25 protein-coding genes are annotated in these 22,249 nt (G+C 73.3%); 5 read left to right on the top strand and 20 right to left on the bottom strand.

Annotation, left to right across the window (positions count from 1 at the left end):
- The 3 genes from DEI88_RS07600 to DEI88_RS07590 all read right to left on the bottom strand — a co-directional run bounded on the left by DEI88_RS07600 (nucleotide 1) and on the right by DEI88_RS07590 (nucleotide 3,071).
- Complete coding sequence (locus DEI88_RS07600; RefSeq protein WP_111072118.1) at nucleotides 1-825, bottom strand: motility protein A; 825 nt, start codon at nucleotides 823-825, stop codon at nucleotides 1-3.
- A 1-nt stretch (nucleotide 826) separates the two neighbouring features.
- The gene (locus DEI88_RS07595) at nucleotides 827-1,123 is read right to left on the bottom strand and encodes a flagellar FlbD family protein (RefSeq protein WP_111008849.1); all 297 of its coding nucleotides are present in this window, start codon (nucleotides 1,121-1,123) and stop codon (nucleotides 827-829) included.
- A 169-nt stretch (nucleotides 1,124-1,292) separates the two neighbouring features.
- The gene (locus tag DEI88_RS07590; RefSeq protein WP_111072117.1) at nucleotides 1,293-3,071 is read right to left on the bottom strand and encodes an N-acetylglutaminylglutamine amidotransferase; all 1,779 of its coding nucleotides are present in this window, start codon (nucleotides 3,069-3,071) and stop codon (nucleotides 1,293-1,295) included.
- Between the two features lie 222 nt (nucleotides 3,072-3,293).
- Here DEI88_RS07590 and DEI88_RS07585 point away from each other — a divergent pair, with 222 nt between their 5' ends.
- The 5 genes from DEI88_RS07585 to DEI88_RS07565 all read left to right on the top strand — a co-directional run bounded on the left by DEI88_RS07585 (nucleotide 3,294) and on the right by DEI88_RS07565 (nucleotide 8,454).
- Nucleotides 3,294-4,475, top strand: coding sequence for a carboxylate-amine ligase (locus DEI88_RS07585; RefSeq protein ID WP_111072116.1), 1,182 nt, complete (start codon nucleotides 3,294-3,296; stop codon nucleotides 4,473-4,475).
- Between the two features lie 75 nt (nucleotides 4,476-4,550).
- Nucleotides 4,551-5,288, top strand: a complete 738-nt coding sequence (locus tag DEI88_RS07580; protein WP_111072115.1) for a sulfite exporter TauE/SafE family protein — start codon at nucleotides 4,551-4,553, stop codon at nucleotides 5,286-5,288.
- A 27-nt stretch (nucleotides 5,289-5,315) separates the two neighbouring features.
- Complete coding sequence (locus DEI88_RS07575; protein WP_111072114.1) at nucleotides 5,316-6,296, top strand: glycoside hydrolase family protein; 981 nt, start codon at nucleotides 5,316-5,318, stop codon at nucleotides 6,294-6,296.
- Complete coding sequence (locus DEI88_RS07570; protein WP_111072113.1) at nucleotides 6,296-7,393, top strand: Gfo/Idh/MocA family protein; 1,098 nt, start codon at nucleotides 6,296-6,298, stop codon at nucleotides 7,391-7,393. The genes DEI88_RS07575 and DEI88_RS07570 overlap by 1 nt, the downstream gene beginning before the upstream one ends.
- Before the next feature lie 59 nt (nucleotides 7,394-7,452).
- The gene (locus DEI88_RS07565; RefSeq protein WP_181441230.1) at nucleotides 7,453-8,454 is read left to right on the top strand and encodes a Gfo/Idh/MocA family protein; all 1,002 of its coding nucleotides are present in this window, start codon (nucleotides 7,453-7,455) and stop codon (nucleotides 8,452-8,454) included.
- 9 nt (nucleotides 8,455-8,463) lie between these two features.
- Here the strand turns inward: DEI88_RS07565 and DEI88_RS07560 are convergent, their stop codons facing one another.
- The 17 genes from DEI88_RS07560 to DEI88_RS07480 all read right to left on the bottom strand — a co-directional run bounded on the left by DEI88_RS07560 (nucleotide 8,464) and on the right by DEI88_RS07480 (nucleotide 22,142).
- Nucleotides 8,464-8,850, bottom strand: coding sequence for a VOC family protein (locus tag DEI88_RS07560; protein WP_258375077.1), 387 nt, complete (start codon nucleotides 8,848-8,850; stop codon nucleotides 8,464-8,466).
- A gap of 53 nt (nucleotides 8,851-8,903) precedes the next feature.
- Nucleotides 8,904-9,032 carry a hypothetical protein gene (locus tag DEI88_RS07555; protein ID WP_258368438.1) on the bottom strand — a complete coding sequence of 43 codons (129 nt, stop codon included), beginning with the start codon at nucleotides 9,030-9,032 and terminating at the stop codon, nucleotides 8,904-8,906.
- Nucleotides 9,029-10,069 carry a CU044_5270 family protein gene (locus DEI88_RS07550; protein ID WP_111072111.1) on the bottom strand — a complete coding sequence of 347 codons (1,041 nt, stop codon included), beginning with the start codon at nucleotides 10,067-10,069 and terminating at the stop codon, nucleotides 9,029-9,031. The genes DEI88_RS07555 and DEI88_RS07550 overlap by 4 nt, the downstream gene beginning before the upstream one ends.
- The gene (locus tag DEI88_RS07545; protein WP_258368437.1) at nucleotides 10,035-10,613 is read right to left on the bottom strand and encodes an RNA polymerase sigma factor; all 579 of its coding nucleotides are present in this window, start codon (nucleotides 10,611-10,613) and stop codon (nucleotides 10,035-10,037) included. The genes DEI88_RS07550 and DEI88_RS07545 overlap by 35 nt, the downstream gene beginning before the upstream one ends.
- Nucleotides 10,614-10,660: 47 nt before the next feature.
- Nucleotides 10,661-11,191: a MarR family winged helix-turn-helix transcriptional regulator gene (locus DEI88_RS07540; RefSeq protein WP_111072110.1), complete on the bottom strand. Its 531-nt coding sequence runs from the start codon at nucleotides 11,189-11,191 to the stop codon at nucleotides 10,661-10,663.
- A 139-nt stretch (nucleotides 11,192-11,330) separates the two neighbouring features.
- Complete coding sequence (locus tag DEI88_RS07535) at nucleotides 11,331-12,506, bottom strand: flagellar hook protein FlgE (RefSeq protein ID WP_111026046.1); 1,176 nt, start codon at nucleotides 12,504-12,506, stop codon at nucleotides 11,331-11,333.
- A 154-nt stretch (nucleotides 12,507-12,660) separates the two neighbouring features.
- Nucleotides 12,661-13,104: a flagellar hook capping FlgD N-terminal domain-containing protein gene (locus tag DEI88_RS07530; protein ID WP_111072109.1), complete on the bottom strand. Its 444-nt coding sequence runs from the start codon at nucleotides 13,102-13,104 to the stop codon at nucleotides 12,661-12,663.
- Nucleotides 13,105-13,164: 60 nt separating this feature from the next.
- A complete protein-coding gene (locus tag DEI88_RS07525; RefSeq protein ID WP_111072108.1) occupies nucleotides 13,165-14,967 on the bottom strand; it encodes a flagellar hook-length control protein FliK in 1,803 nt (600 codons plus the stop codon).
- Nucleotides 14,964-15,875: a C40 family peptidase gene (locus DEI88_RS07520; protein WP_181441229.1), complete on the bottom strand. Its 912-nt coding sequence runs from the start codon at nucleotides 15,873-15,875 to the stop codon at nucleotides 14,964-14,966. Before DEI88_RS07520 ends, DEI88_RS07525 begins: the two co-directional genes overlap by 4 nt.
- Nucleotides 15,872-16,342: a flagellar FliJ family protein gene (locus DEI88_RS07515; RefSeq protein WP_111008835.1), complete on the bottom strand. Its 471-nt coding sequence runs from the start codon at nucleotides 16,340-16,342 to the stop codon at nucleotides 15,872-15,874. The genes DEI88_RS07520 and DEI88_RS07515 overlap by 4 nt, the downstream gene beginning before the upstream one ends.
- Nucleotides 16,342-17,673: a FliI/YscN family ATPase gene (locus tag DEI88_RS07510; RefSeq protein WP_111048522.1), complete on the bottom strand. Its 1,332-nt coding sequence runs from the start codon at nucleotides 17,671-17,673 to the stop codon at nucleotides 16,342-16,344. Before DEI88_RS07510 ends, DEI88_RS07515 begins: the two co-directional genes overlap by 1 nt.
- 2 nt (nucleotides 17,674-17,675) lie before the next feature.
- Nucleotides 17,676-18,338, bottom strand: a complete 663-nt coding sequence (locus DEI88_RS07505; RefSeq protein ID WP_181435142.1) for a FliH/SctL family protein — start codon at nucleotides 18,336-18,338, stop codon at nucleotides 17,676-17,678.
- The gene (fliG, locus tag DEI88_RS07500; RefSeq protein ID WP_258375076.1) at nucleotides 18,331-19,386 is read right to left on the bottom strand and encodes a flagellar motor switch protein FliG; all 1,056 of its coding nucleotides are present in this window, start codon (nucleotides 19,384-19,386) and stop codon (nucleotides 18,331-18,333) included. Before fliG ends, DEI88_RS07505 begins: the two co-directional genes overlap by 8 nt.
- Entirely contained in the window at nucleotides 19,383-21,077 is a 1,695-nt protein-coding gene (gene fliF / locus DEI88_RS07495) for a flagellar basal-body MS-ring/collar protein FliF (protein WP_111048524.1), read from the bottom strand. Before fliF ends, fliG begins: the two co-directional genes overlap by 4 nt.
- Nucleotides 21,077-21,406 (bottom strand): flagellar hook-basal body complex protein FliE, encoded by a 330-nt coding sequence (gene fliE / locus DEI88_RS07490; RefSeq protein WP_111012485.1) that lies wholly within the window; start codon nucleotides 21,404-21,406, stop codon nucleotides 21,077-21,079. Before fliE ends, fliF begins: the two co-directional genes overlap by 1 nt.
- Nucleotides 21,406-21,801, bottom strand: a complete 396-nt coding sequence (locus DEI88_RS07485) for a flagellar basal body rod protein FlgC (protein ID WP_111008830.1) — start codon at nucleotides 21,799-21,801, stop codon at nucleotides 21,406-21,408. The genes fliE and DEI88_RS07485 overlap by 1 nt, the downstream gene beginning before the upstream one ends.
- A complete protein-coding gene (locus tag DEI88_RS07480; RefSeq protein WP_111072158.1) occupies nucleotides 21,798-22,142 on the bottom strand; it encodes a flagellar basal body rod protein FlgB in 345 nt (114 codons plus the stop codon). Before DEI88_RS07480 ends, DEI88_RS07485 begins: the two co-directional genes overlap by 4 nt.
- Nucleotides 22,143-22,249: the final 107 nt, after the last annotated feature.

The raw sequence follows: 22,249 nt of genomic DNA, 5'->3' as shown, positions 1-22,249 counted from the left end.
TCAGGCCGCCAGCGCTTCGTCGTCGGCGGCGCCCTTGCCCTTGCCCTTGGGGCCCTTGGCCGGAGCCGCGTCACCGCGGGCCGACGGCGGCACCATGGCGCGGAGCCGCTCGCCGAGCAGGCGCGGCTGACTGCCCGCCTGCACGGCCAGGAGGCCCTCCATGAGCAGCGTCTGTCGAGCCACCTCGAGGTCGGCGAGCTTCTTGAGCTTGCCGCCGATCGGCAGCCACAGGAAGTTCGCACTGAGCAGGCCCCAGAGCGTCGCCACGAACGCCGACGCGATGAGCGGCCCGAGCTCGTCCGGCTTCGACAGGTTCGCGAGCACGTGGGTCAGGCTGACGACGGTGCCGATGATGCCGACCGTCGGGGCGTAGCCGCCGAGTCCCATGAAGAACTTGCTCGCGTTCCGCAGGGTCGACGCGTTCGACTCGATCTCGTCCTCGAGGAGGATCCGGAGCTCCTCGCCGTCGGTGCCGTCCGCGATGTTCTGGAGCGCCTTCTTGAGGAACGGGTCGTCGTGCTTGTCGGCCTCCTGCTCGAGCGACAGCAGGCCGTTCGTCCGCGCCGTCTCAGCCAGACCGACGACGTCCTCGATCACCGATGCCGGGGGCACGACCTTGCCGGTGAACGCGGTCGGGATCGCCTTGAGGTTCGCGATGGCGTCCTTGAGCGTGGTTCCGGCGAGGCCACAGGCGAGCGTCGCGCCGAACACGAGCACCATCGGGGCGGGGATGATGAGTCCGGAGATCTCGACGTGCTCCATCGAGACCATGCCGAAGAGCGCCCCGAACGCGAGCAGGACGCCGATGATCGTCGCGAGGTCCATGTCAGCGCCGCCCCTCGGACGTGCGCGGTGCGGCGATGTCGGACACCGGCGCGAGGACCGGCTGCGGGCCCGTCGTGTTCACGCTCGAGGCCGTGTCGTCGGCCACGCCGGAGGCGATCGCGATGATCCGGGCGCGGTACGCGGCGATCATGTCGATGACCTCGGCCATCGACTCCTGCACGATGTACTTCGCGCCGTCCACCATGATGAGGGTGGTGTCCGGGCTCTCCTGGATGCGTTCCACGAGATCCGGGTTGACAGCGAATCTGCTGTCGTTGAGTCGCGTGACGACGATCATGGCCCGTCCTAGGTCGTGTGCTCCCGCCGCCGTCCGTGGGGCGGGTGTCCCGCTCGTCCTGAGCGGTACAGGCACGACTATCGGCCGTGGCGTCGCCGCCGTTAGCCCGGTGCCCCGCGCCGTCGGCGGTCTCGTGCCCGGGGGTGGACCGGGCCGGTTCGGCGGGCGCTCACCGGATCCCGTGCCGCTGCAACCACAGCTCGAGCACCGCGAGCTGCCAGCAGAGTGCACCGCCGACGCGCGTGCGGAACGCGTCAGGCCGGTCGATGACGGCCTGCACGACGTCCTGGCGCAGCAGCCCGCGCTGCCGGGCCTCCGGCGCGAGCAGGGCGTCGCGCGCGACCCCGGCCAACGCGCCGTCGAGGTGCCGGAGCGCGGGGACCGGGAAGTACCCCTTCGGCCGGTCGACGACCTCCTGCGGCAGGAGCCGCCGACCGAGTGCCTTGAGCAGGCCCTTGCCGTCGTCGGCGATCTTCAGCGCGGGCGGGCACGCCGCCGCGAGGGTGACGAGGTCCTGGTCCAGGAACGGGACCCGAGCCTCCAGACCGGAGGCCATCGTCATGCTGTCGACGCGCTTGACCGGGTCGTCGGGCATGAGCAGGTGCGTGTCGAGCCGGAGGACGGCGTCGAGCGCGGTCGCGGCACCCGGGGCCGCGAGGTGCGCGGCGATGGTGTCACGGCTCACGTCACCGGCCGGCAGCCAGCCGGGTTCCACGAGCGCGCGAACGCCGGAGGCACTCTCGGAGAAGGCGCCCGCGAAGGCGTCGAGCGCCCCGTCCCGCGACACCCGACCAGCACGCCGGTGGTATCGGTAGCCGGCGAACACCTCGTCGGCACCCTGCCCGGACTGCACGACCTTCCGGTCCTCCGAGACCGCCCGTGACAGCAGGAAGAACGCCGCGACGTCCTGGGTGGCCATGGGCTCGGTCATGGCGTCGACGGCCTCGTCCACCGCCGTCGGCAGATCGGTCGTCGGGACCAGGATGCGGGTGTGCTCGGTGCCGAACCGCTCCGCGACGACGTCGGACCACCGGAACTCGTCCCCGGACTCCCCCGCGGCGTCCTCGAACCCGATGCTGTACGTGCCGACGGGGTCGGCGGACTCCTCGGCGAGCAGGGCGACGAGGAGGCTCGAGTCGAGTCCGCCGGACAGCAGCACGCCGACCGGGACGTCGGCCACCAGGCGGCGTCGGACCGCGGTGCGGAGGGCGTCCTCGACGGCGTCCTCCCAGTCGCGGGCCGTCCAGCACGCCCGTCCCGCGTCGCGTTCGTACGTCGGCGCCCAGTACTCGCGGTCCTGTGTCCCGCCGCGCTCGTCGATGACCCGCACGGTGGCCGGCGGGAGCTTCCGGACTCCCCGCAGCACGGTGCGCGACCCCGGAACGATCGAGTGCCAGCTCAGGTAGTGATGGAGCCCGACCGGGTCGAGCTCCGTGTCGACGCCCCCACCAGCCAGGAGTGCCGGCAGCGTCGACGCGAACCGCAGCCGACCGCCGACGGTCGCCAGGTAGAGGGGCTTCACGCCGAGGCGGTCGCGAGCCAGGACGACCTCCCGCCGCCGTTCGTCGACGACCACGACCGCGAACATCCCGACGAGGTGGTCGACGAACCGTGCACCCCAGCGTTCGTACGCGGCGAGCACCACCTCGGTGTCGCTCGTGGTGCCGAAGGGGCGGCCCGGTTCGAGCTCGTGGCGGAGCTCCCGGTGGTTGTACACGCAGCCGTTGAACACGATCGTCACCCGGGCGTCGGCCGACTGCATCGGCTGGCCCCCAGCGTCCGAGAGGTCGATGACGCTGAGCCGTCGGTGCCCGAGCGCCGCCCACCCGCACGACCAGCTCCCCTCGCCGTCCGGGCCCCGGTCGCGCATCGTCGCCGCCATGCGGCGGACGACGTCCGTGTCGGCCCGTTCTCCGTCGAACGTGACCTCGCCTGCCACACCACACATGCTCGTGCCTCCACGCCGGTGCGAGGGTTCCGCAGGCCGACCGCGCCCACCGAACCCGGTGACACCCGAGCGTCGATCCAGGTGGTCCCGCCCGGACCGCGGTGCGCGAACCGCGGGTGCGCTCGCGAGTCCGCGCGCACGGTCCGCGCGCCCGCGTACCGCCGTGTGCTGCTCCTGGCAACCCCGTGAATCCTCCCGGCCGCATCCGCACACAGTTGTCCCATGCGAACGATGGGTGTGGAGGAAGAACTGCTGTTGGTCGACGGCGAGACCGGCGAGCCGGTGCCCCTCGCCGACGAGGTCCTCGGCTGGCGGACCCGGCTGCAGGGGTCACGTGCCGACGGATCGCTGACGGGCGAGATGCAGCTCGAGATGCTGGAGACCGTGTCGTCGGTGCACAACCGGCTGTCCGCGCTCGAGCAGGAGGTGCTGGCGAACCGCGGCACGGTCGACGCGATCGCGGCGCTCGAGGGTGCCCGGGTCGCCGCACTCGCGAGCGCGCCGCTCCCGACGCGACCGCACGCCCGGGACACACCGCGGTACCGGACGATGCTCGACCGCTACGGAGCGCTGCCCCGTCGGAGCCTGTCCTGCGGGCTGCACGTGCACGTCGGCATCGAGTCCGAGGACGAGGGCGTCGCCGTGCTGGACCGGATCCGCACCTGGACACCGGTCCTCATCGCCCTCACCGCGAACTCCCCGTTCCACGACGGCGAGGACACCGGGCACGCGAGCTACCGGAGCATCGAGTGGACGCGGTGGCCGTCGGCCGGGCCGATGGAGCGGTTCGGATCCGTCGCCCGGTACAACGCCGTCGAGCAGGCGATGCTCGGCACCGGTGCCCTGCTCGACGCGGGCATGCTCTACCTCGACGCTCGCCTGTCGCGGTCGTTCCCGACGGTCGAGGTGCGCGTCGCCGACGTGCCGCTCGACCCGGCGGTGACGGCGATGACCGCGGGCATCGTGCGGGCGATGGTGGACACCGCCGCCGCGGACTGGCGCAACGGGGTGCCCGCTCCCGACGCTCCCGCGTGCGCGGTCCGACTCGCGAACTGGCGGGCGGCACTCGAGGGACTGGAGGGCGAACTCGTCGACCCGGTCACCGGCCGTGCGGCGGACGCGCGCACCGTCATCGGGATGCTCCTCGAGCGCCTCGGCCCGGCACTCCGCGCGAACGGTGACGAGCAGTTCGTCGAGCGCGGCATCGCCGAGGTCCTCGCGCACGGCACCGGGGCCGAACGGCAGCGGGCCGAGTACGCGCGGACGGGCGACCTCGGCGCGGTGGTGCGGAGCGCGGTGCTCCAGACGCAGGGACGCAACCGCTCCGGGACGATCCACCTCGAGGAGCCGGACCCGTCCGGAACCCCGCACCGGGCCTCCCGGCCGAGGACCGCGACCGCTTGACGACCGGCAGCGGGAACCCGCCGAGCCACGGCGCGGACCCGTCGGCCGGGCTCCGCGACGTGCCAGGATCCAACGGTGACGACCGCGGTGTTCCTGTTCGTGGCCGGCGTCGCCGCGGGCGTCATCGGCACCGCGGGCGGCATCACGTCGCTCGTGGCGTACCCGGCACTGCTCGCCGTGGGCATCCCGCCCCTCGCCGCGAACGTGACGAACTCCGTGGCCCTGCTCGGCAGCGGGGCGGGATCGGCCCTCCGCGCGCGGGGCGACCTGGTCGGGCACGCGCCGACCGTCCGGCGGTGGCTGCCGGTCACGGTCGTCGTGTCGACCGCGGGCGCGGCCCTGCTGCTCGCGACGCCGTCGCACGTGTTCGACCGCATCGTCCCGTTCCTCGTCGCCGCGGGGTCCGCCCTGCTGCTCGTGCAACCGTGGATCGACCGCCGACGGACGGCGACGACGATGGCGCGCCCGGTCGCCGCGGCGAGCGTCGCCGGCGTCTCGCTCTACAACGGGTACTTCGGGGCGGGCTCCGGGGTCCTCATGATCGCCGTGCTGCTGCTCGACGGCGAACCGGTCCTGCACCGTGCGAACGCGCTGAAGAACGTGGTGCTCCTCGCTGGTGACATCGTGCCCGCCGTGCTGTTCGCCCTCTCCCGGACGGTCACGTGGGCCGCGGTGTGGCCCCTCGGCCTCGGCGCGCTCGTCGGCGGGCTGATCGGTCCGAGCGTCGCACGGCGTGTCCCGCAGACCGTCCTCCGTGTCGCCATCGCGGTGTGCGGGTTCGTGCTCGCCGGGTACCTGCTCGTCGCGGCATGACGAGCGGATCGGGAGCAGGCTCGGGGCATGACCGCTGACGACGCACTCGGGTCCATCGACCTCCCCGGCACCCCTCGACTGGTGGGCGCACCGTGGGGTGACACCTCGCGGCGGGGCCGCCCGTACGCGAAGGACCCGTCGGTGATCCGGTTCGGCGGCCGCTACCTGCTCTACTGCTCCTTGCCGTCCGGGTCCGACGACGTCGCCGAGGGCTGGTCGGTCGCCGTGGCCGAGAGCGACGACCTCGTGTCCTGGCGCACCGTCGCCGTCCTGCCGCCGTTCGGCGACCACGACGCGACGGGCGCCGCCGCCCCCGGTGCCGTCGTGCTCGACGGACGCGTGCACCTGTTCTTCCAGACGTACGGCCGTGGTCGCGAGGACGCGATCTGCCACGCCGTGAGCGACGACGGCATCGCCTTCACGCCGAACCCCGCGAACCCGGTCTTCGCGCCGTCGGGCGACTGGACGTGCGGACGTGCGATCGACGCCGACCTCGTGGCGACCGACGAGCACCTCGTGCTCGCCTGGGTCACGCGCGACCCGGAGATGCGGATCCAGATGCTCGGCACCGCTCGCGCGCCCCTGGACAGCGCGTTCGGCAGGGCGGACTGGGAGCAGCTGTCGGTCGACGGTCCGGCGCTGGCACCGGAACTGCCGTGGGAGCAGGAGTGCATCGAAGCGCCGGCGCTGCGCTGGGACGGCACGACGTTCACGATGTTCTACGCCGGCGCCTACAACAACTGCCCGCAGCAGATCGGCTGGGCGACGAGCACGGACGCGCGGACGTGGACGCGGGGTGCCGACGAGCCGCTGATCCCGGCGGGTCCGGTCGGCGCCTGGAACCACAGCGAGTCCGGACATCCCGGGTTCCTCGCCGACGGCCCCGACGCCGGGGTCCTGTTCTTCCAGGCGAACGCGGACGACGGGCACACGTGGCGGATCGGCGCGACGCGGGTGTCGTTCGACGGTGCGACTCCGCGCGTCGAGTTCCACGGGGATGCCGCGTGATGACCGCCCCGATGCGCGTCGGCCTGGTCGGCGTGGGCACCATCAGCGCCCAGTACCTCGCCGACCTGCCGTCCCTGCCCGGACTCCGGCTCACCGCCGTCGCGGACGTCCTGGCGGACCGTGCGGCTGCCGTCGCCGCCGCTGCGGGCGTGCAGGCACTCGCGGTCGACGACCTCCTGACCTCGCCCGACGTCGACGTGGTGCTCAACCTGACGATCCCCGCCGCACACGCGTCCGTGGCCACACGCGCCGTCGCGGCCGGCAAGCACGTGTACGGCGAGAAGCCGCTCGCGCTCTCGACCGCCGAGGCCGCCCCGGTGCTCGAGGCCGCCGCGCGCGCGGGCGTCCGGGTGGGCAGCGCCCCGGACACCGTGCTCGGTACCGGCATCCAGACCGCACGGGCCGCGATCGACGACGGGCTCATCGGCACACCCGTCGGTGCCGCCGTCGCCTGGAGCGCGCCCGGGCACGAGCTGTGGCACCCCGCGCCGGGGTTCTACTACCAGCCGGGCGGGGGTCCGCTCTTCGACATGGGTCCCTACTCCCTGTCGAGCCTCGTGACCTTCCTCGGCCCCGTCGCCCGGGTGAGCGCGAGTGCGACGCGATCGGACCGCCGGCGCACGATCGGTACGGGCCCGGCGGCCGGGACGGGCATCGACGTGTCGGTCGACACCCACGTCGTCGCGATCCTCGAGCACGTCGACGGCAGCGTCTCGACCGTCACGATGTCGTTCGAGGTCTGGGCGACCCGCGCACCCCTGTTCGAGGTGTACGGCACCGCGGGCACGCTGGGTGTGCCCGACCCCAACCGCTTCTCGGACCCCGTGTCGGTGTTCGTCGCCGGGAGCGACGCGTGGCGGGAGCTCCCGGTCGCCGGCGGGTACGCCGACGCGGGCCGCGGTCACGGCCTCGCGGACATGGCCCACGCGATCGCCACCGGCCGGCCGCACCGGGCCTCCGGCGCGCTCGCGTTCCACGTGCTCGACGTGATGGAGTCGATCACGCGGGCCGCCGCCGAACGCCGGGTGGTCGAGATCACGTCGCGTGTGGAGCGTCCGGAGCCCGTTCCGCTGGGAGCGCGACCCGACACCTGGTGAGCGTCCGCGCGTCGGGCGGAGCGAACACGAACACCGAGATGAGCCACGAGGGAGTGAGCATGCCATTGACGTTCGGGATGATCGGGGCGTCGACGATCGGTCCATCCGGGTTGCTCGAGCCTGCCGCACGTCGTCCGGACGTGCGCGTCGCGCGGGTCGCGGCGCGTCGCCCCGGGGCAGCCGCGGAGTACGCGCGGACGTGGGACATCCCGCGCGCGTCGGAGCACTACGAGGACGTCCTCGCCGACGCCGACGTCGACGCGGTGTACATCGCGAACGCCGCGGCCGAACACGCACGGTGGACGATCGCGGCGCTCCGCGCGGGCAAACACGTGTTGTGCGAGAAGCCGATCGGTGTGAGCGGCGCCGAGGGTCGCGCGATCGTCGCCGTCGCGGCGGACTCGGGGCGGCTCGTCATGGAGGGCTTCCACTACCGCTTCCACCCGCTCTTCGACGCACTCCGGGCGCTGGTCGGGGACGGCCGGTACGGGCCGCTCTCGTCGATCAGCTCGTCGGTGACCGGCACCCGCCCGTACGATCCGCGGTCGATCCTGCACGTCGCCGCGCTCGGAGGCGGTGCCCTCCTCCACAACGGCGTGTACGCGGTGCACTGGTCGCGACTCCTGTTCGACGCGGAGCCGAGCGAGGCGACCGCCCGTCAGCGGCGGAACCCGAGCGGCGCGGACTCGGACACGATCGCGACGCTGCGCTTCTCCGCGGGCACCACCGCCAGCATCCACTGCTCGTTCGACCAGGACGATCCGGTGTCCCTCACGCTCCAACTCGCGGAGGCCGAGGTCACGGTGACGGGACCGATCGTGCCGCACCACGGAAACAGCCTCCGTGTCATCCCCCGGCACGGCGCTCCGACGATGACGACGGTCGCCGGCGGCACGAGCTTCGACCACCAGCTCGACGCCTTCGTCCGTCGTGTCGGTGCCGGCGTCCCCGATCCGAGCACGGAGTACGGGCGCGGCGACGACATCGTCGCCAACCTCGACGTGGTGGATGCCATCCGCCGAGCCGCACGGTCCGGAGGGACGGAGCCGGTCCGACGGTGACGGGAACGCTCAAGCCCCCGGCAGGAACAGGCAGAACGGGTGGCCGTCCGGGTCGAGCATCACCCGGACGTCCTCGGTCGGCTGCCACGCGGCTTGCCGTGCGCCGAGCCCCTCGGCCCGCGCGACCGCGGCCGGCAGGTCCTCGACCAGGAAGTCGAGGTGGAGCTGCATGCCGGGGGCGTCCGATCGGCCGGGCCAGGTCGGCGGGACGTACTCGGGCTCGAGCTGCACCGAGAGGCCCGGGCCGTCGTCAGGACGGACCCGGGCCCAGCTGTCGTCGTCCTCGAACACCGTCCAACCCGTCAGGGCGCCGGAGAAGCGGGCGAGCTCCAGGGGGCGCGGCGAGTCGAGGACGGTGGCGACGAGGGTCGGCATCGCGGGGTCGGCGGCGGTCATGCCGGGGAGCGTACGCCCGGTGGTCGGGCGGTGCCGCTCCCCGGCACGGGCCGTCATCGTCCGTTCGCGGCCTCGCGCTCGAGTGCCCAGGTGACGTCGACCCAGCGGGTCCTCGGCGTCGGGATCACCAGGAGCGGCACGGTGTCCACGCCGACGGTCTCGACCTGGGGTGCGGCGCTCACCGGGCGCTCCTGGCCGGTGCGGCGTCGACGACGCTCGTGGTCACCGCGGTCCAGCCGATGGGGGTGCCGTCGGGCACCTTCCAGGAGGCAGCCGCCCCGCCCGTGACGACCTCGCGTTCGCCGATGAGCAGGCCCGTGGACGGATCGATGATGAGCTCCTGCTGGTCGCCGTTGCCCTGTGCGTAGCCGATCGCGACGCCGGTCCGCCCCTCGAGGTTGGCCTGGCGGTCGGTCAGGACGACTCCGGGGATGCCCGCGGCCGCCTTGTACAGTGCTGCGCGGAGGTCCGCCGGTGCGAGTCCACTGCGGAGCGTGTCGGCGATCCACCCGAACGCGGCGAGGTCCGGGTCGTCCTGGCCCTTCGTGGCGTCGTAGGCGTGCCGGAGCAGCGCAGCGGGGTCCCGTGGAAGGGCCGCGAGGTCCGACGGCGACACCACGGCCGGGCTCCCGTAGAACCCGCCACCGGCTGCGCGCAGGTACTCCCCCTTCGCCTTGTCGGACACGCGCGCGGCGCGCTCGGAGTCGGGCCCGAACGTCTGCACCACCCGCTCCGGGTCGCGGACCCAGACCCAGTCACCGGCCGTGTCGGCGGGGACGTACAACTGGCCGTCCTGGGACGACAGGTAGGTGCCGGAGCCGTGGTCGTCCTCGAACCCGGATGCGTAGACGGCCCGCGTCGCGACCTCGAGGTACTGACCGGGGTGCACGACCGGGTCCGTCGTGGCGGTCGTCGAGGCGGCGGCGTGGGTGAGGACCTCCGCCGCTGCCGGCGCGGCGCTCCCGTGCGGTCCGGTGCCCGTCACGCCGATGACGTTGCCGACGACGAGGGCCGCCGCGACGCCCGCGGCGACGACGGAACCGGCGCCGATCCACCCGGCACGGCGGCCACGCCGACCGGATCCACGTCGGACCGGACCCCGTGTTGACGTGCCCTGCTCGATGTGCGCGAGCAGGGCCTCCCGGCCGCGTGCCAACGTCTCCGGCTGGACCGGTTCCACGTCGTCACGAACGGACCGGAGCAGTGTCAACTCGTCCATGTTCCACCTCCTGTGCCGCGTCGCGGCCTGCAGCGGCACGCAGCGTGCGGCGTGCTCGGTTGAGTCGTGAGCGGACGGTCCCGACGGGAACGTCCAGCGCCAGGGCGACGCCCTCGTAGTCGAGGTCGGCCCAGGCGTAGAGCAGCAGCACGTCGCGGTCGCGGGCGGGCATCCGCTGGATCGCGGAGCGCAGTCGGCGGACCGCGAGTTCGGCCTCGAGCGCCTCGTGGTCGTGCTCGGTGACGAGCGCGGTCGGGTCGGCCCGTGCGCTCGCCCAGAGCCGCGCCTCGATCCGACGGTGCCGTTTCAGCAGCGTCGTGACGATGCCGTACAGCCAGGGCAGGGCGTCCGCGCGGTCGAGGTCGTACGCGGTCCGGCGCTCGAACGCGACGGTGAAGGTCTCGGACACCAGGTCCTCGGCCACGTCGGGTCCGGCGCGGCGCGCTGCGAACCGGTGGATCGCCGGGGCGTGCCGGTCGTACAGCTGCGCGAACTCGGCGGGCCGTTCCAGGGTCCGCCGGATGATGTCGCTGTCGGTGCTCACACCAGGTATTGCACGGACCGGGCGATCGGGTTCACGATCCGTTCCGGTCAGTCGCCGCTCGGCGTGTCGCGCCGTGCGGCACGGGTGCGCCGCGGCCTGGCGGAGCGGGGCGGGATGGTGCGCATGTGGTCGCGGACGCGGGCGAGGACGCGGGACAGCGCCTCGATGTCGTCGTGGCCGAGCGGCTCGAGGAACAGCTCGCGGAGGACCGCGACGTGGCCCGGGAACACGCGGGCGAGCACGGCGCGACCCGCGTCGGTGACCGTCACGGTGACGCCGCGCTCGTCCTCGGCCGAGGTGCTCCGGGCGACGAGCCCGGCCCGCTCGAGCAGCCCCACCTGGTAGGTGAGGCCGCTCCGGCTGTAGACGACGCCGTCGGCGAGTTCGGTCATCCGGCGGCTGCCGTCCGGAGCGTCGCCCAGCGTGGCGAGGAGCTGGAACTGCACGTAGCTGAGGTCGCCGGCCTCACGCAGCTGCTGCTCGACCGTGTGGCGCAGCAGACTGCTCACCTCGATGAGCGCGAAGTACGCGTCGAGTTCGACGGGGTCGAGCAGGGGTCGGGCTTCGTCGGCGGGCATCCGTCCATCGTAGGTGCTTCGAATTCCCAGCACCCGAGGGGCAGCGGCGCGCCGGTGACCGCGCACATGCCGGGAGGCCCGGCGGACGTGACCGGTGAACCGGACGTCCGCCGGGCCTCCCAGCCGCGCGGCGTGCGCGTCAGCGCTTGAGGTTCGTCAGCTCCTCGAGCACGGAGTCGGACGTCGTGATGATGCGGGCGTTCGCCTGGAACCCACGCTGCGCGACGATGAGGTTCGTGAACTCCTGCGAGAGGTCCACGTTCGACATCTCGAGCGTGCCCGACGCGAGCGAGCCGAGGCTGCCGGACGTGGGGCTCCCGACCTGCGCCGATCCCGAGTTCGCCGTGGCGCGGTAGCCGGAGTCGCCGACCTTCTCGAGGCCACCCGGGTTCGCGAACGACGCCAGGGCGATGCGGCCGAGCGCCTCGGTCGAGCCGTTCGAGAACTGGCCGACGAGCGTGCCGTCCTGCGAGATGGAGAAGCCCTTGAGGGTGCCGGCCGCGTGGCCGTTCTGGCTGCTGATCGACGCGGTCGAGAGCGTGGCGAACCCGGTGAGCTGGGTCATGTCAGCGGTGATGCCACCGATCTTCAGCGTCCCACCGCCGCTGATCTTGCCGTCGGCGCCGAACGTGATCGTGCCGGACGCGGCGTTGCCCTCACCGTCGGTGCCGCTGACGTTCCAGCCCGCGGCGGTCTTCGTGAACGCGAGCGTCATCGCGTGCTTGGTGCCGGACGCGTCGTACACGTCGCTGTCGCGGGTGATCACCTGTCCGGTCGCGGTGTCCGACGGCAGGTTGCCGTCGACCGTGGCCGAGGTCGTCACGGCAGCGGGTGCCGCTGCGGTCAGCGGCAGCGTGATGTCGCCGAGCTGGCCGCCGTCGTCGACGACGCCGTTGGTGGCCGAGTAGCCCTGGACGATCTTGCCGTCCGGGGTGGTCAGGCGGCCCTGGGCGTCGAAGTCGAACGAGCCGGCCCGCGTGTAGACGGTGTCGTTGCCCTGCCGGGTGACGAAGAACCCGTCGCCGGAGATCATGAGGTCGGTGGCCTTGCCGGTCGCCTCGGCCGAGCCCTGCGCGAAGTTCGTCGAGACGCCGGCGACCTGCACGCCGAGGCCGATCTGGGCAGGGTTCGTGCCGCCGAGGCCGGACTGCGGGGAGCCCGCACCCTGGGTCATCTGCGACAGGGTGTCCTGGAACACGGTCGTCGACGACTTGAAGCCGGCCGTGTTGACGTTGGCGATGTTGTTGCCCGTGACGTCGAGCATCTCCTGGTGGGAGCGGAGTCCGGAGATCCCGGAGTACAGCGAGCGGAGCATGGTGCGTCCTTTCGGAGGGCGACGGGCCGGCTGGCTCGCCGTCGGTGACGGAAGTGGTGGTCTCCGCGGCGCGTCCGTGCTGTGCGGTGGTGGTCCGACCGGCCGTCCTGGCCGGGGTGGTCGTGCGGGCAGGGCCCGGGGATGTGCAGGGCCGTCAGGATCCGCTGCTGGTCGTGGTCGTGACCCCGGAGACGCTGTCCAGAGCGACCTCCTTCCCGTTGACGGTCACCTGCGGGACGCTCCCGGCGTACGAGACGGCGGTGGCGGTGCCGGTCACGTCGGTGCCGGTCGTCGCGTCGGTGTAGGAGACCTGCTTGCCGACGAGGTTGGCGGCGGCGATCCGCATCTGGAGCGAGAAGTTCTCGTTCGCGGTCGACGTCTGGTTCGTCATCTGCTCCATCATCGCCATCTGCGTCTGCTGGCTGATCATGGCGTTCGTGTCCATCGGACTCGACGGGTCCTGGTTCTGCAGCTGCGTGACGAGCAGCTTGAGGAACATCTGCGAGTCCATCGTCGACGAGGTCGTCGTCGGGTTCGCCGCGAGCGCTGCTGCCTGGGCGGCCGTGTCCACGGTGCCGGTGATGCCGTCGAGTGCCATGTGCGGTCCTTCGTTCGTTCTCGGTGACTATCGGTCGTCGTTCGGGTCTCGTCAGCGCCGTCAGGCGAGGACGTCGAGCCCGGTGGTCGGAGTGGCCGTCCGTCCGGCGGCCGCAGCGGCGTCAGCGGACGCCGCCGTGGCGCCGGTGGGCCCGACCGGACCGCCCGACGCGGGCGTCGGGGCGGTCGAGGGTCGCCGGTCGCCGCCGCCCGTGTCCGACGGCTGGTTCTGCCCCGAGAGGTCGAGTGTCGTCGCCACCCCGGTCTGCCCGAGGTCACGTCGGAGCTCGGGCAGGATCGACCGCACCGCGTCCCGGCCCGCGTCCGACGCGGCGAACAGCTCGACGCGCATCCCGTCAGCGGACACGTGCGCGCGGACGGTCACCGATCCGAGCGTCTCCGGGCTCACCGTGACGGTCACGACGTGCTCGCCGTGTGGCGCTGCCGCGAGCGTGAACAGCGGTCGCGCGAGCTGCTGCGCCAACGGCGCGGTGGTCGGCGACGGCGCTGCGGCGGTCGCCGACACCGCGGGACCGGCCGGTCCGGCTCCCGGGGCCACCGCGGGTACGGCGAACGGGAGGGACGGGGCCGCGTCCGACGCGCGCTGGTCGACGGCCGCGGGTCCGGTCGTCGTGCGCGCCGGACCGGCCGGAGCCGGTCCCGCGGTGCGGGTCGGGAGGGACGGTGCGGCGTCCGCGGAGGCCATGCGGACCGCCGGTCGCTCGGTCGCCGTCGACGGCGGAGCGGTGAACGCCCCGCTGGCCGCCGCCGCGCTCGGCAGGGGTCCGCTCGTCGCGGTGCCGGTCGTCGCGGTACCGCTCGTCGCGGTACCGCTCGTCGCGGTGCCGGTCGTGGCGGGTCCGGTGACGCTCGCTCCGGTGCTCGAGCCGTCGGTGGCGCGCCCGGTGATGCCGACCCCGTCGGTGGTGGCTTCGGAGGTCCTGGTCTCGACGGAGCCGGATCGGGAGGTGCCGGTGCCGGTGGCACTCCGGCCGAGCCAGCTGCGGCCGACGGTGTCGAGTCCGACCGGCGACGTCGACGTGACGGAGGCGCCGCCCGGGGCCGTGGTGCCTCCGGCGAGCGTGCCGGGGACGCCTGCGGTCGCGCTCGCGTCGGACGTCGCGTCGGCCGCGGTGTTCCTCGGAACGGCGTCGGGCACCGGGGCGGCGGCGAGCCCGGGCAGTCCCCCCATCGGGGTGAGCGTCGCCGGCACGGCGGGTGTCGGGCCGGAGGCACCGGACCCGAGCGCCGCGCGGCGGCCGGTGGTCGTGTCCGCGCCGAGACCGACGCCCGTGGGCGCGGCGCCCCCGGCGACGGTGGTGGCCGTGGCGGTCGTGGCACCGGGGACGTCGAGCGCAGCACCCGCGCCCGTCGGGACAGCGCCGGCCGAGCCGGACGCGGCTCCGGTGTCGGCCACGGCCGAGGGCGCACCGGCGGTCGCCGAGGACGCCCCGGTGACGGCAGCAGCCAGGCTCGCGAGCGCCGCGGCACCGGCGACGTCCACGAGCCCGTCCCCGACGTCGGCGCCGGACTGGTCGCCCGCGTCCGTCCCGTTCGTGGGCGTCGATGCCGACCGGGCTCGTTCCGCATGGCGGTCGGCGCCGTCGTGGCGACCCCGTGGTCGTGCGGCGCGGTCCTCGTGGCTGCTCCCGGGCCTCCCGGTCGACGGAGCGGGCCGGTGATCGGGTCGGACGACGGCCTCCTGGTCCAGCCGGTCGTCGGACCGGCCGTCCCGATCGCTGTCGGTGACGACGGAGGCCAGGGTCGCGTCGAAGTCCCCGGAGCCGGTGGGCGACGTCGGACGTCCCGTACCGGACCGTGGCGCCGCGGGCGGCGGTGCCGCGGGCGTGGCGAGCACGGTCATGCGATGCTCCCGCCGCCGAGCAGCGACATGAGCGCCGCTGTCTGGAGGTCGGCCGACGAGGTCCCCGCGGTGCCGCCGAGCGACGAGAGCGAGGACAGCCCCCCGAGCGAGGACAGCGAGGACAGCGAGGACAGGCCGCCGAGTGAGGACAGCCCGCCGAGCGACGCCAGCGCGTCGAGCGACGACGCGCTCGAGCCCGCTCCCGTCGCGGACGACAGCGACGCCAGGAGGGATCGGGCGGACGCGACCGCGGACGCGTCGGAGGCGGAGGCGGCCGGGGGCGAGGACGTGGCGGTCGACGGCACGATGCGTCGGATCGTCGCGATGTCGCTGTCCTTCAGCCAGTTGTCGACGATGCGGACGTCCTTGCCGGGGTGCGGCGCGTGGAGCACCTTCCCGTTGCCGACGTAGATGACGACGTGGCCCTCGCCCTTCGGGATGATGAGGTCCCCGGGCTGCGCCTGGGCCAGCGAGGGCACGGCGACGCCCATCTTCGCCTGGTCCGGCACGACGCGGGGCATGTGGACGCCGAGGTCCTTGAACACCGTCTGGACGAGTCCCGAGCAGTCCATACCGGACCGGGTGGTGCCACCGAACACGTACGGCACGCCGAGGTATTTCTCCGCGTCCGCCACGACCTCGGTTCCCGTGGCCCCGGACCCCGTCGCCAGCGTGCCGGCCTCGGCATCCGTCGACGTCGGCGCGGCAGCGTCGGTGGTGGCCGGAGCAGCGGTGGCACTGGCGCCGGTCGCCGTCGTCGGGTCGCTCGCGGCGCTCAGGGCGTCCGCGAACGCGGTCGAGGCATCGGTGGAACTCGTGGCGGTCGCGCTCGCGTCGACACCGCCGCGCAGGGTGGCGATCTGGGACTGGATCTCCTGGATCCGGGCGAACACCGCGTCGACGGTCATCGGGCACCTCCGGTGGGGTCGGTCGGGGCCGCGGGACGCTCGGTCTCCGGCGGCGTGGGTCGTGCCGTGCGGGCGGCGATCTCGTCGAGGACGAGCTGTTCGGCGCGCAGGTCCTCCTCGGCGACGCGCTCGGCGTGCCGTTGCTCGAGCTTCTCGAGTCCGATCGCGGCACGGCGTGCGTCGTGGTGGGCGCTGCGGGCCCGGTCGGCGGCGGCACGGCGGGTGGCCTCGACCCCCGCGAGCTCCTCGAGCATCCCGCGGGTCGCGGCGCGGGCGGCGGCGACCGCGCTGAGCACCGCGGCGTCGGTGACCTCCGCCTGCGGGTCGTCGAGCGTGCGGCGGGCGGCCATCCGTGCGTCGGCGGCGTCGCGGAGCCGCTCGTTGGCGGCAGCCAGCTCGGCGGCGGCCTGGTCCTGTTGCGCGTGCCGGAGGCGGAGCAGTCCGGCCAGGGCGAAGCGGCGGGGCATCAGACGCCCCCGAACCGCGCGACCAGGGCGGCGAGCCGTCGCCAGGAGTCCTCGGCCTCGGCGCGCTCGTCCATGCCCTGCCGGAGGAACGCGTCGATCGCGCCCTGGTGGTCCACCGCGGCGTCGACGAGGGGGTTGCTCCCCCGCTGGTACGCCCCGACGTCGAGCAGGTCCTGCGCGGCCTTCCGCGCGGCCATGACCGATCGGAGCGTGGTGGCGAGGGCGCGGCGGTCCGCGGGCGTCACCTTGCCGGCGACGCGGGACACCGACCCGAGTGGGTCGACGGACGGGAAGTGTCCCGTGACCGCCAGGCGCCGGTCGAGCACGACGTGCCCGTCGAGGATGCTCCGCGCCGCGTCGGCGATCGGCTCGTTGTGGTCGTCGCCGTCGACGAGCACCGTGTACAGGCCGGTGACGCTGCCGACGCGGTCCGTTCCGGCACGCTCGAGCAGGCCTGCGAGGAGCGAGAAGGTCGACGGCGGGTACCCGCGGGTCGCGGGCGGCTCGCCCACGGACAGGCCGATCTCCCGCTGCGCCATCGCGACGCGGGTGAGCGAGTCCATCATGAGGACGACGTCCTGTCCGGCGTCGCGGAACGACTCGGCGATGCGGGTCGCCAGGAACGCCGCCCGGAGCCGCATGAGCGCCGGCTCGTCGGAGGTGGCGACGACGACGACCGAACGCGCGAGCCCGGCTGGCCCGAGGTCGTCCTCGAGGAACTCCCGGACCTCGCGACCGCGTTCACCGACGAGGGCGATGACGCTCACGGCCGCGTCGCTCCCCCGCGCGATCATCGACAGCAGGGACGACTTGCCGACACCCGAGCCGGCGAACAGCCCCAGGCGCTGCCCTCGGCCGACGGTGGTGAGGGTGTCGAGCACGCGGACACCGAGCTGGAGCGGGGTCGCGATCCGTGCGCGGTGCATGGCGGAGGGCGTGTCGTGGTCGAGGGGCACCAGGTCGTCGGCGTCGAGCGGCCCGGCACCGTCGATCGGCCGCCCGAGCCCGTCGAGCACACGCCCGAACAGACCGGTACCGGTGGGCACGAGCACGGGACGCCCGGTCGGCCGTGCCGGGGTGCCCGCGGTCACGCCGGTGAGTCGGCCGAGCGGCATGCAGCGGATGCCGCTCGCGTCGGTGGCCACGACCTCGACGGCGACCGGTGGTTCGCCGTCCCGGCCGACGGCGACGACCTCGCCGATCGCGCAGTCGAGCCCCGCGATCGTGAGTCCGAGTCCGACGGCGCTCGTGACGACGCCGACCCGCTGCGGACGTGCCGCCGCGACGGCGCGGTCGAGGGCCGCCGGACGGATCCGCGGCGGCGTTCCCACGCTCACGAGGCGGTCCCGTCGTCCGGCGCGAGGTCGAGCGCGGCACGCACGCGGGCGAACGCCGTGGTGATGCGCGCGTCGAGGATCCCGGAGGGCAGGTCGACCACGGCGTCGCCGTCGCGCAACGCCGGGTCCGCGACGACGGGGACCGGCAGAGCGGCCCCTGCGACGGCGGCGGCGTCCGCCGGGCTGAGGCGCACCGCCAGCGCGACGTCGGTGTCGAGGGACGCGAGCACGCGTCGGACGGTCGCGAGCGCGCCGGACGGGTGCTGCGCCTCCCGGCCGTCGCTGGGCACCGCCCGGGAGGCCCGGATCTCGTGTCCGACGACGGCTTCGGCGAGCTCGACGGCGGTGGTGACCACGGTCTCCTCGGCCTCGTGCAGCACCGGGACCACGCGTGCCACGAGCGCGCGCGTCGCGGTCTCGAGCGCGGCCACGGCGGCGGCCGTCCGCGCCTCGAGCGCTGCGGTGCGGGCCACGTGCTCGGCCTCGAGCTCAGCCCGCCGCACCGACGCCTCGGCCTCGGCGGCGCGCAGGCCCGCCGCGTAGCCCGCGGCGTGACCGCGCACGTCGGCCTGCGCCTTCCGACGCTCCTCGGCCGGGGCCGCGATCGAGGGGTAGGCAATCCGGGTGAACGTGGCAGCGCTCGTGTCGACGTCACTCAACGAAGTCGTCCTCCTCGGCGCGGTGCACCGTGATGACGCCCTGGGCCTCGAGCTCGCGGATGGAACGGACCACCTCGGCACGTGCTTCCTCGACCTGCGACATGCGGACCGGCCCCATCGACTGCACCTCGTCGTCGAGCAGGTCACGGTTGCGCTCGGACACGTTCGCGCGGATGGTCTCGACGACCGCCTGCTGCGCGCCCTTCATCGCCGTCGCGAGCACCTTCGAGTCGATGCCGCGGAGCACCTGCTGGATGTCCCGCGCCTCGAGCTTGACGATGTCGGCGAACGTGAGCATGCGCGACCGGATGTCCTCGGCGAGCTCCGGGTCGCGCGACTCGAGGCTGTCGAGCAGGGCCCGTTCGGTCGACACGTCCGACCGGTTGATGATCTCGACCAGGGGCGCGATGCCGCCGACGACCTCGACGCTCTCGCGGGGAGCGACGACGGCGCCGGCGCGACCGCGGAGCGTCGCGGCCACGATCCCGACGGCCTCCGGGGTCGCCGTGCCCATGGTCGCGAACGCCTGCGCGACGTCGGTCCGCGCGGCCTCGTCGATGCCGGCGAGCACCGCGGACGCCTGCCCGGCGCTGAGGTGCGCGAGCACGAGCGCGATCGTCTGCGGCAGCTCGCCGTCGAGCAGCGTGACGACCTGCCCGGGCTCGGCCTCGTCGAGGAACTCGAACGACGCCCCGGCCATCGTGGACGCCAGGCGTTCCATGACACCCGCGGCCCGCTCGGAGCCGAACGACGCCTCGAGCAGTCCGAGCGCGGCGTCCTTGCCCCCGCGGCGGGTGACCCGACCGGTCGTGCTGATGCGGTGGAACTCGGCGATCGCGCGGTCCGCCACCGTCTGGTCGACGCGGCGCATCCGGACGATCTCGGCCGTGATCTCCTCGGCTTCGAGCTCCGAGAACTGCTTCATGACCTTCGCGGCGCTGGCCGTGTCCATCTGCATGAGGATGACCGCGACCTTCTGCGCGCCGGTGAGCTGTTGCGTCCCGGCCGTCGGGCCCCCGCTGCTCGGGGTCGTCAGCGGGGTGCTCACACCGAGGTCCTGTCGTCGAGCAGCCCGCGGAGCAGGTCGGCGGTCTTCTCGGGATCACGCTCGGCGAGGGCGGCGATGTCCGCCCGCCGGCGCTCCGCCGTGACGTCCTCGCTCGAGAGCACCTCGGTCGGGGCGTCTCCGGTGGGCGCCTCACCGAGCGTCGGCAGCGCGATGGTCGGTGCGTCCGCCGCGGCGAGCGACGCACGCGGGTCCGCACCGTCGAGCGCGATCGGCAGCTCGTACGCGTCGGAGAACGCGTCGAGCTCGCCGAGGTCGACGTCCTCGCGTTCGGCGCGCCGACCCCGGCGGGCCATCATGACGAGCACGGCGACGATCGCGAGCACGACACCGCCCACGATGGCCGCGGTGCGGATGGTGGACCACATCGCGGTCGCGGCGGCCTGGGCGTCGGCGGCCTTGAGCGCGGCGGCGGCCTGCTTGGCCGCGTCGTTGTTGAAGTCGACGACCGCGACCTTCACCTGGTCGCCGCGGGTCTGGTCGACACCGGCGGCGTTGGCCACGAGGTCGTCGATGCTCTGCAGGTTGACGCCCTTGGCGGCCTTGCTGTTGAGCGCGACCGAGATCGTCTGCCGGTTGAGCGCACCGGCCGGGATCGTGGTGGTCTCGGTCGTCTTGTCGACGGCGTTGTCCTTGGTCGACGACTCGTTCGTGTAACCGTTGCCCGAGCCGCTGGACCCACTCGATCCGCTCGTGCCGCTCGTCGAACTGCCGCTCGGCACGGCGATGTTGTCGGGGCCGAGGACACCGGTCGCTCCGGAGCCGTCGGCGCCGGACCCGTCGTAGCTCTCGGTCGAGCTGGACTCGTTGAGCGCCACCGGGCCGCTCGTGGGCTGGGCGAACGACTCGGTGGTGCGCGTCCCGGAGTTCGGGTCCATGGTCGCCGCGACGACGACCGAGGAGTTGCCGGCGCCGACCACCTTGTCGAGCAGTGCCTGGACCTGCTGGCCGACGCGCGTGTCGTAGTCGCTCGCCTGGTCGTCGGACCCACCGGTGGTGCCGGTGCCGACGGCCGAGAGCACGTCGCCCTTCGCGTCGACGACCGAGACGTCGGTCGGCTGCATGCCCTCGACCGCGGCGCTCGTCAGGTGCACGATCGCCTGGACCTGCTCGGTGCTCAGCGTCTGGCCGGCCTTCGGCTCGACGAACACCGACGCGGTCGGGTCCTTGGTCTCCGAGACGAACACGCTCTTCTCCGGGATCGCGAGCTGCACGGACGCCGTCTGCACGCCGTCCATGGCGCTGATCGTCTTGGCGAGCTCGCCCTCGATCGCGCGCTTGTACGTGACGTTCTGCTGGAACTCCGACGCCGTGACGCCCATCTTGTCGAGCAGTGCGTACCCACCCTCGTTCGACGACGGCAGCCCGTTCGAGGCCGCCTTGAGGCGTTCCTGGTACACGTCGCCCTGGGGCACGAGGATGGTCGCCCCGCCGTCGGTGAGCTGGTACGGCACGTTGTCCGTCGTCAGCTGGTCGGTGATCGAGCTGGCGTCGGTGGCGGCGAGGCCGGTGAACAGCGGCGCGTACGAGGGCTTCGAGAGCCAGCTCGTCAGGGCGATCGCGCCGAGCACGACGGCCGCGATCCCGATGACCGCGATGGTGCGCTGCGCGACACTGAAGCCCTTGAGGGTCGCGCCGAGACGCGCGAACGCGTTGCGGAGTGCGAGCGGCATCAGGCCTGCATCCTCATGATCTCGTTGAAGGCGTCGACGCCCTTGTTCCGCACGGCGGAGACGAGTTCGAGTGTCACCTGCGCGCGGGTGGCGGCGATGGTCGCGTCGTGGATGTCGTCGAGGTTCCCGGTCACGGCCTTGACGGCGAGCGTGTTCGATTGGCTCTCGAGCGACTGGAGGCCGTCCACCGCGTTGCCGAGACTCGTGGCGAACGACCCGTCGGTGCCGGTCGTGGGCTCGGCGGTGGTGGCGGGCGTGGTGGCCTGCGAGGTGCCGAACACGCCGGAGAGCGCGTTCGTGGTGACCCCGTTGACGGCGTCGATGGGCATCAGTTCTTCCCGATCTGGAGTGCCGCCTCGTAGGCGGTCTTGGCACGGTCGACCACGGCGGCGTTCGCCTGGTAGCCGCGCTGGGCCATGATGAGGTCCGCCATCTGCGTCCCGAGGTCGATGTCCGGCATCCGGACGTACCCCTCCTTGTTCGCGAGCGGGTTGTCCGGGTCGTAGGTCACGCGGCCGGCGGCGCTGCCGAACGCGGCGCCCTCGACGTAGGCGCCGGAGACGCCGTCGCCTTCCTGGACCTCGACGTACCGGGCCTGGAACGCCGAGTCGTCCATGGACTTGACCGTGTTGACGTTCGCGATGTTGTCCGAGATCGCGTCGAGCCACTTCCGGTGCACCGTGAGGCCGGTGCTCGCGATGCCGATCGCGTCGAACGTGGTCACGAGTCGGTCCGCATCGCCGCGCGGATCGCCGTGAGCTCCGCGTTCATCGCCTGTGACGCGAACTGGTACCGCAGGGTCGTGTCGACGTTCGACAGCGTCTCCTCGTCGAGGTCGACGTTGTTGCCGTTCGTGTTCGTCGGCTCGAGGCTCCGCGCGATGGTCGGCGTCGTGCTGCCGTTCCCGTCCGCGACGGACTGGGCGAGCGCGTCCTCGAACTGCACCTTCTCGGCGCGGTAGTTCGGCGTGTTGATGTTCGCGATGTTGTTCGCGATCACCTTCTGCCGGAGCGAGAGACCGTCGAGCGCGCTCTGCAGCGCCGAGGTCGACACGGAGTCGAGCATGACCAGCCGTTCCACGAGGACGGCGACCGTGCGGGGTCGCCGGTGGCGGAGGCCGATCCGTGGCCGAGGACGAGCGATCCGTGCTCGAGAGGGGCTATCGGCGCACC

The organism is Curtobacterium sp. MCBD17_003 (assembly GCF_003234885.2).
In the GTDB taxonomy this organism is placed as follows: Bacteria; Actinomycetota; Actinomycetes; order Actinomycetales; family Microbacteriaceae; genus Curtobacterium.
This window is presented reverse-complemented; position numbering and strand designations above follow the sequence as displayed.